This is a genomic window from Daejeonella sp. (assembly GCF_044232565.1).
GTDB lineage: Bacteria > Bacteroidota > Bacteroidia > Sphingobacteriales > Sphingobacteriaceae > Daejeonella.
On sequence record NZ_JBIILQ010000113.1, the window covers coordinates 1 to 8477 of the forward strand.

The 8477-nt window shown below is 37.3% G+C and carries 7 protein-coding genes; all 7 read left to right on the forward strand.

Annotated features, from left to right (window positions below):
• The coding region (locus tag ACILQF_RS07530; RefSeq protein WP_395626805.1) for a glycoside hydrolase family 3 C-terminal domain-containing protein at positions 1-1889 on the forward strand (1889 nt) is incomplete at its 5' end.
• Positions 1890-1899: 10 nt separating this feature from the next.
• Entirely contained in the window at positions 1900-2721 is an 822-nt protein-coding gene (locus ACILQF_RS07535) for an SDR family oxidoreductase (RefSeq protein ID WP_395626806.1), read from the forward strand.
• A gap of 9 nt (positions 2722-2730) precedes the next feature.
• Complete coding sequence (locus tag ACILQF_RS07540; protein WP_395626807.1) at positions 2731-3528, forward strand: sialate O-acetylesterase; 798 nt, start codon at positions 2731-2733, stop codon at positions 3526-3528.
• Between the two features lie 13 nt (positions 3529-3541).
• Entirely contained in the window at positions 3542-4708 is a 1167-nt protein-coding gene (gene uxuA / locus ACILQF_RS07545) for a mannonate dehydratase (RefSeq protein ID WP_395626808.1), read from the forward strand.
• Between the two features lie 9 nt (positions 4709-4717).
• Positions 4718-6118 carry a glucuronate isomerase gene (gene uxaC, locus ACILQF_RS07550; protein WP_395626809.1) on the forward strand — a complete coding sequence of 467 codons (1401 nt, stop codon included), beginning with the start codon at positions 4718-4720 and terminating at the stop codon, positions 6116-6118.
• A gap of 6 nt (positions 6119-6124) precedes the next feature.
• The gene (locus ACILQF_RS07555) at positions 6125-7435 is read left to right on the forward strand and encodes an MFS transporter (RefSeq protein ID WP_395626810.1); all 1311 of its coding nucleotides are present in this window, start codon (positions 6125-6127) and stop codon (positions 7433-7435) included.
• A gap of 245 nt (positions 7436-7680) precedes the next feature.
• Positions 7681-8477: aspartate kinase (locus tag ACILQF_RS07560; protein ID WP_395626811.1), on the forward strand; the 797-nt coding region annotated here is incomplete at its 3' end.

Consider the following 8477-nt stretch of genomic DNA (forward strand, 5'->3'; position numbering starts at 1 on the left):
CTTGGAATAAACAATTGATAAATAAAGCGGGTCATGTTATTGGGCGTGAAGCAAAAGCTTTAGGCTACACCAATGTGTATGTTCCTATTTTGGATTTAGCTAGAGACCCTCGCTGGGGACGTGTTGTAGAATGTTTTGGTGAAGATCCTTTTCATATTGCCGAGTTAGGCAAGCAGATGGTGCTTGGCGTTCAAGAAGAAAAGGTCGCAGCAACATTAAAGCATTATGCTGTTTACAGTATGCCAAAAGGTGGGCGTGATGGAAATGCCCGTACAGATCCGCATGTTGCGCCCAGAGAACTTCATCAGATGTATTTATACCCCTTCAGAAGAGTTATTCAAGAGGCAAAGCCAATGGGTATCATGGCTAGTTATAACGATTGGGATGGTGTACCAATTATTGCTAGTCATTATTTTTTAACCGAGCTTTTAAGAGAACAATACGGTTTTAATGGTTATGTAGTTTCTGATAGTGAAGCAGTTGAATATGTTACAACAAAACATAAGGTAGCAGAAAATTATAAGGAAGCTGTGCGCCAAGTACTTGAAGCGGGTTTAAATGTTCGTACCAATTTTGATATTCCTGATAAGTTTATTCGTCCGGTACGGGAATTGGTGAATGAGGGTAAATTTAGTATTGATAAGCTAGACAGCAGGGTTGCAGATGTGTTAAGAGTAAAATTTCAGCTTGGTCTATTTGATGAACCCTATGTTAAGGATACTGCTGCAGCCGATCAGATTGTTTTTAATGCGGATGCACAAGCTTTTGCTAAACAGTTTAATCGTGAATCAATGGTATTATTGAAAAACACAAACAATTTGCTACCGCTTGATCCTAAAAAACTTAAAAATATCCTTATCACTGGTCCCTTAGCAATTGAGAAAAATCATTCGATGAGTAGATATGGCCCTTCAAATGTTTCGGTAGTTAATGTATTGGAAGGGATTAAAACATATCTGGGTGGAGCAGTAAAAGTAAATTATGCTAAAGGTTGTGAGGCTGTTGATGAGAATTGGCCAGAAAGTGAAATTTTTCCTTCAGATATTAGCGCGCTCGAACAATCACGCATAGATAGCGCTGTGATAATGGCTCAGGAGGCTGATGTTATCATTGCTGTGCTTGGTGAAACAGAAATGCAGATTGGTGAAAGTAGATCAAGAACTAATTTAGATTTAACAGGCCATCAATTACCCTTGTTAAAAGCTTTATACAAAACAGGAAAACCAATTGTTTTAGTATTAATCAACGGTCAGCCATTAACCATTAATTGGCCAAGTAAATTTATACCATCAATTTTAGAGGCTTGGTTTCCTGGTGCTGAAGGGGGGACGGTAATTGCCGAAACATTGTTTGGCGCAAATAATCCGGGAGGTAAATTGCCTGTTACTTTTCCAAAAAGTACCGGACAGATAGAATTGAACTTCCCTTTTAAACCTGGATCGCACGCAGGACAGCCAGGTGATGGACCAAATGGTTTTGGTAAAACTAATGTTTATGGTTCTTTATATCCATTTGGCTTCGGTTTAAGCTACACTACATTTTCTTACGCTAATTTGAGTCTCAACTCGGATAATTTTAGTGCTGAATCAGATATCCAAATTAGTTTAGAAGTAACAAATTCAGGCAAAGTGAAAGGGGATGAAGTAGTACAATTATATTTTAAGGATGAGGTGAGCAGCGTAACTACCTATGAAAGCCAGTTGAGAGGCTTTGAAAGAGTAAGCCTGATGCCTGGTGAAACAAAGCAGGTAAAATTTACACTTAAACCAGACGATTTGAAACTATTAGACAAGGATATGAACTGGGTTGTTGAAAAAGGAAGCTTTGAGGTTTTAATTGGTAGTTCTTCAGAAGATATTAGATTGAAGAAAAAGTTTATAGTACAATAATTTCAAATACATGATTAATACTAATTTGTTCTCTTTAAAAAATAAAGTTATAGTTGTAACCGGTGGTACGGGTATTTTGGGTAATGTTTTTGTGAAATCTATCGCTGAGGCCGGAGGTATTGTTGGAATTCTTGGAAGAAATACAGCAATTGCAAAGGTAAGGGCCAATGCGATACTAAATGCAGGCGGAGAAGCCATTGCTTTAACTGCAGATGTTACCAAGAAACTTGAATTAGAAAAAGCTTGTGAACTTATTTTAAATAGGTATGGCCGGATTGACGGTTTAGTAAATGCAGCCGGAGGTAATATGCCAGAGGCTATTGTTCAACCATCTGAAGATATTTTTAACCTAAATCTTGATGGACTTAAAGATGTAATGAATCTAAACCTATGGGGTACGGTATTGCCCACTCAGGTATTTGGTAAGGTGCTTGCCAAATCAGAATCAGCAAGCATAGTCAATATTTCGTCTATGGCTTCACAGCGTGCAATTACTAAAATTTTAGGCTATGGAATGAGCAAAGCTGCAATAGATAATTATACCAAATGGTTTGCACTTGAACTTGCTAACCGTTATCATGACAAAATACGAATAAATGCCATTGCGCCAGGCTTCTTCCTTACCGAACAAAATCGCACACTTCTTACCAATACTGATGGTAGCACTACCGAAAGAGGTGCCAAAGTAATGAATCAAACACCATACAAGCGTTTTGGAATTCCTGATGAGCTTGCTGGAACTCTTATTTGGTTGTTGAGTGATGCATCTAAGTTTGTTAATGGGACCGTGGTAAATGTGGATGGTGGATTTATGATTAATAGTGGAGTTTAATATAAAAAAATGATGAAATTTAAATTTAGCCTCTTTGTATTACTTTTTGCAAGTTTTGGGACATTTGCTCAAACTAGAAAAAAAGCCGACCCTGACGTTCATATTTATTTGCTGCTAGGTCAATCTAATATGGCTGGTCGTGGTAAAATTACAGATGAATTTATTAAAGAAGTAAATCCACAGGTAATGATGCTTAATAAAGAAAATGAATGGGTTTTGGCAAAGCATCCACTGCATTTCGATAAACCCAAAAGTGCTGGTGTGGGACCAGGCTTAGCATTTGGAATTAAAATGGCTGAGGCAAATCCTAAGGTTAAAATCGCCTTGGTTCCTAGTGCGGTTGGTGGAACGTCTATTTCTAAATGGCAGCCAGGAGCGTATGATAAGGAAACAGATACTCATCCATACGATGATGCCGTTAAGCGCATCGAAGAAGCTATGAAATATGGCGTAATTAAAGGCTTAATTTGGCATCAAGGCGAATCAGATACTAAGCCCGAAATAGCCGCAAAATACCTTTCAAATCTTGAGGCTTTAATTTCTAGGATTCGTAAAGTTTGTAAAAATCCGAATTTGCCTGTTGTGGTTGGAGAATTAGGAACCTTTAAAGAAAATCGTAAAATTATCAACCAGATGATTGCTCCTTTGCCAGAGAAGGTAGCAAACACAGCAATAGCAAAGTCGGATGGCTTGGTAAATAAGGTAGATGATGAATCACATTTTGATTCTAAATCTTCCCAAATATTAGGCTATCGCTTTGCAGAGCAAATGCTAATTCTTCAGAAAAAATCTAATTTAAAATTGTAAAATGGTTTTTTCTATGATGCATACCATGCGCTGGTATGGTCCTCAAGATCCAGTGAGTTTAAGTGATATTCGTCAAGCCGGTTGTGTTGGAGTTGTTACAGCTTTACATCATATTCAAAATGGCGAAACTTGGCCATTAGTAGAAATACAGAAACGTAAATTGGATATTGAGTCTTCAGGTATGGAATGGCTTGTGGTAGAAAGTGTGCCAATACATGAGGCAATAAAGACCCAGTCTAAGGCTTTTCAAAAATACATTGAAAACTATAAGCAATCGATTAAAAATTTGGCAGAGTGTGGCATAAATGTTATAACGTATAATTTCATGCCTGTTCTTGATTGGACCCGTACCGACCTAAGTTATACTTTGGAAGATGGTTCAAAAGCCCTTCTTTTTGAACGTTCAGCATATATTGCTTTTGATCTCTATATTCTCAAGCGTGATAATGCAGAATTGGACTATTCAACAAATGAGATAGCACATGCAAAAAAACGCTTTGATGAAATGAATGGAGAGGAGCGAAAAGTCCTGGAAAAAAATATTATTGCAGGATTGCCTGGCAGCGAAGAGAGCTTTACTATTGAACAATTTCGAGAAATTTTAAATACTTATCGAAATATTGATGCCAATAAATTAAGAGATCATCTTATTTATTTTTTACAAGAAGTTATACCTGTTGCAGAAGCTTGTGGGGTAAAGATGGTTATACATCCAGATGATCCACCTTATCCTATTTTGGGCCTCCCTCGGGTGGTTTCAACTGCGAGCGACCTGAAATATTTATTTGAAAAGGTACCTTCATTAAGCAACGGACTTTGTTTTTGTACTGGTTCATTTGGTGTGCGATCAGATAATTTTTTAGTCGAAATGATTTTTCAATTTTCAGAACGAATAAATTTCTTGCATTTACGTAGCACTAAAAGAAATGTCTTTGGAGATTTTTATGAGGATAATCATTTAGAAGGTGATGTGGATATGTATGGGGTCGTAAAGGCTCTTATTGAAGTGATGAATACACGTCAGATTAATATTCCAATGCGGCCTGATCATGGCCATCAGATGTTAGATGATCTTAAAAAACAAACTAATCCAGGATACTCGGCTATAGGAAGGTTAAAAGGCTTAGCAGAACTCCGAGGTCTCGAAATGGGTATCTCACGTTCTCTAATAAACATATAAAAATAAGAAGTGAAAAAATTTTTAGACGACAATTTTTTATTGCAGAGCAAAACTGCACAGGATCTTTTTCATGGGTTTGCAAAGGAAATGCCAATCATTGATTACCATAATCATTTAATGCCTGAGCAGATTGCCAATGACCATCAGTTCGACAACATTACTCAGGTTTGGCTATATGGTGATCATTATAAATGGCGGGCTATGCGAGCTAATGGAGTAAATGAATATTTTATTACTGGAGCTGCTAGTGATTGGGAAAAATTTGAAAAATGGGCTGAAACCATACCATTCACTATGCGTAACCCACTTTACCATTGGGCACATTTAGAATTACAACGTTATTTTGGTATTTATGAACTGCTTTCACCGCTCACAGCTAAAAAAATATGGGATGAATGCAACGCTAAATTGCAAACCAAACCCTATAGCGTACAGGGATTATTAGCTAAAATGCAAGTAAAAGTACTTTGTACTACCGACGATCCACTGGATAGTTTGGAGTTTCACCAGACTTTAAAAAATAGTAATTGCCTTACTCGGGTATTACCTGCTTTTAGACCTGATAAAGCAATGAATAGCGATAATTTAATAAGTCTGAATGAGTATATCGATAAACTGGCTGATTTGTCAAAGCAGAGTATCAATGACTATGATACTTATATTAATGCATTAAAAGATCGTCATGATTTTTTTGCAGCAAACGGCGCCAGTGTTTCTGATCATGGCTTAGAGCATATCTATTCTGAAAACTATACTGAGCTTGAAATTAGACATATTTTTAAAAAACTTAGAAATAAGGAAGTTTTATCTGAAAAAGAAAATCTTCAGTTCAAATCGGCGATGCTTTTTCAATTCGCATTATGGAATCATGAAAAGGGATGGGTGCAACAGTTTCATTTAGGAGCCATTCGTAATAATAATGATAGATTGTTTAAAAGCATCGGACCAGATGCAGGTTTCGACTCTATTGGAGATTTTTTACAAGCTCAATCTTTAGCAAAATTTCTGAACAAATTGGATTCCCAAAATAAATTGACCAAAACTATTTTATATAATTTGAATCCTGCCCACAATGAGGTGATGGCGGCGATGATTGGCAATTATCAAGATGGTACAATCGCAGGGAAATTGCAATGGGGGTCAGCATGGTGGTTTCTAGATCAAAAAGATGGGATGATCAAACAGTTAAACGCCCTTTCAAATATGGGCTTGCTTAGTCGTTTTATTGGCATGCTCACTGATTCAAGAAGTTTTCTTTCCTATCCCCGTCACGAGTATTTCCGCCGCTTGTTATGCGACCTATTTGGTAACGATGTAGAAAATGGAGAGCTACCCTTTGATAAGGAATGGCTAGGTAAATTGGTTCAAGATGTTTGCTACAATAACGCTAAAGAATATTTTAAATTTTAAAAAAAAATGCATCAGGAAAAAATAGGGAAATATCGATGGACAATCTGCTCATTGGTGTTTTTTGCCACTACTATCAATTATTTAGATCGTGTAGTTATAAGTTTATTAAAACCCTATTTAGCTGCAGCTTTTCAGTGGGATGCGGTTGCAGAGGCAGCTAATTATGCCAATATAGAAATTGTTTTTAAAATAGCTTATGCTTTAGGATTGATTTTTGCAGGCAGGATCATTGATAGATTAGGTACGAGAATTGGCTATGCATTAGCTACTGCCTTGTGGAGCTTAGCTGCAGTGGGTCATGCTTTTGCAACTGGAACCATGGGTTTTGGCATTGCACGTGTGTTTTTAGGCCTAACTGAAGCAGGCAATTTTCCAGCTGCAATTAAAGTTGTTGCAGAGTGGTTCCCTAAGAAAGAACGTGCATTAGCAACGGGAATATTTAACAGCGGATCAAATATTGGGGCAATCATTGCACCACTATCTGTACCATTTATTGCTGAAACATGGGGCTGGAAGTGGGCATTTATTATTACCGGACTAATCGGTTTTGTTTGGCTTGTTCTTTGGTTTATTTATTATGAAGTTCCAGCTAAACAAGCTCGCTTATCGAAAGCAGAATTTGATTATATCCACTCTGATGTGGAGGATAAAATTACAGAAGAAAATACCGAAAAAGTGCCTTGGTTAACTTTATTAAAATTTAAGCAAACTTGGGCTTTTGCCTTTGGGAAATTACTGACTGATCCCATATGGTGGTTTTATTTATTCTGGCTGCCCGATTTTCTAAAAAAGCAGTACCAGTTAAGTTCTACAGAATTAGCTATACCCACCGCAATGGTGTACATCATTTCCAGTTTTGGAAGTGTAGGTGGTGGCTGGTTACCCCTTAAGCTTGTTAATAAAGGATGGCCCGTGTTTAAAGCTCGAAAAATGAGTATGCTGATTTATGCTTTTTGTGTGTTACCTATCGTTTTTGCTCAACTTTTAGGGTCTATAAATATGTGGCTTGCCGTATTAGTTATCGGGATAGCTGCTGCAGCACATCAGGCTTGGAGTGCTAATATTTTTACAACAGTTTCGGATATGTTTCCTAAAAAGGCTATCGCTTCTGTAACTGGAATTGGTGGTATGTTTGGCGGGCTTGGTGGAATTTTGCTGTCAATGCTCGTTCAGAAAAAACTTTTTGTTTACTATGAAGGTATTGGTCAGATTCAAACAGGTTATTATATCATGTTCTTTATTTGTGGTACAGCTTATTTAAGTGGCTGGTTAATTATGCACTTGTTAACACCTAAGTTCGAATCAATTGAGCTTTAACTGTTTGACGATAAAATAAAATAATTTCACAATCGCTTGTTATTCCCAAAATTATCAGCGTAATTTACAACAAACAATAGAAATGACTAATACTTTTTACACAACAACGACAACAACTACCACCACGCTAAGGCATGGGGAGGGATATCGTATGGTGTAAAATAAACATAAAACATCTTAAAACGCCTTCCTCCCGCAAAGAGGAAGGCGTTTTTTTTTATTGAAAATTATCAAAAATAAAACGAATGAAAGTTTTAAAGTTTGGAGGCACCTCCGTAGGATCAGTTGAATCGATTAGTAAATTATTGCAAATTATTGAAAGGGAGCAATCTAATTATGGGAAACCCATTGTTGTCCTTTCGGCAATGAGTGGCGTCACAAATCTTCTTTCCGAAATGGCCCTTAAGGCCGAAAATGGCATTTCCTTTAGCGATGACTTGAGAGATCTTGAAGAACGCCATTTTCATATTATTAAGGAATTACTAGTCGTATCGAAGCAGAATCCTGTTTTTACCAAGCTTCGTATTTTATTTAATGAGCTGGAGGATATTCTTCAGGGAGTAATGATTTTGCAGGAGCTTACACCTCGGACACGCGATTTGATTCTTAGCTATGGGGAGCGTTGCTCGGCATTTATGATTAGCAAAATTGCGGGACAGAGGCATGATGATGATTTATTTGTAAGCGCCGCCGATTTAATTAAAACCGATAGTAATTATGGCCAAGCTCGAGTAGATATGGAGCTTTCAGAAATGCTCATCCGTGATCATTATTCCAGAAATAGTGATAAAATTATTTTTGTAACAGGATTTATAGCTAGTAATGAAGAAGGCAGAATTACGACTTTAGGTAGGGGTGGAAGTGATTACACAGCTGCTATTTTTGGGTCTGCTCTAAATGCAGAAGAAATTGAAATCTGGACCGATGTAAATGGAATGATGACCGCCGATCCGAGGATGGTGAAAAAGGCCTTTTCCTTACCTGAACTCTCCTATACCGAAGCCATGGAGCTTTCTTTTTTTGGAGCCAAGGTGATTTATCC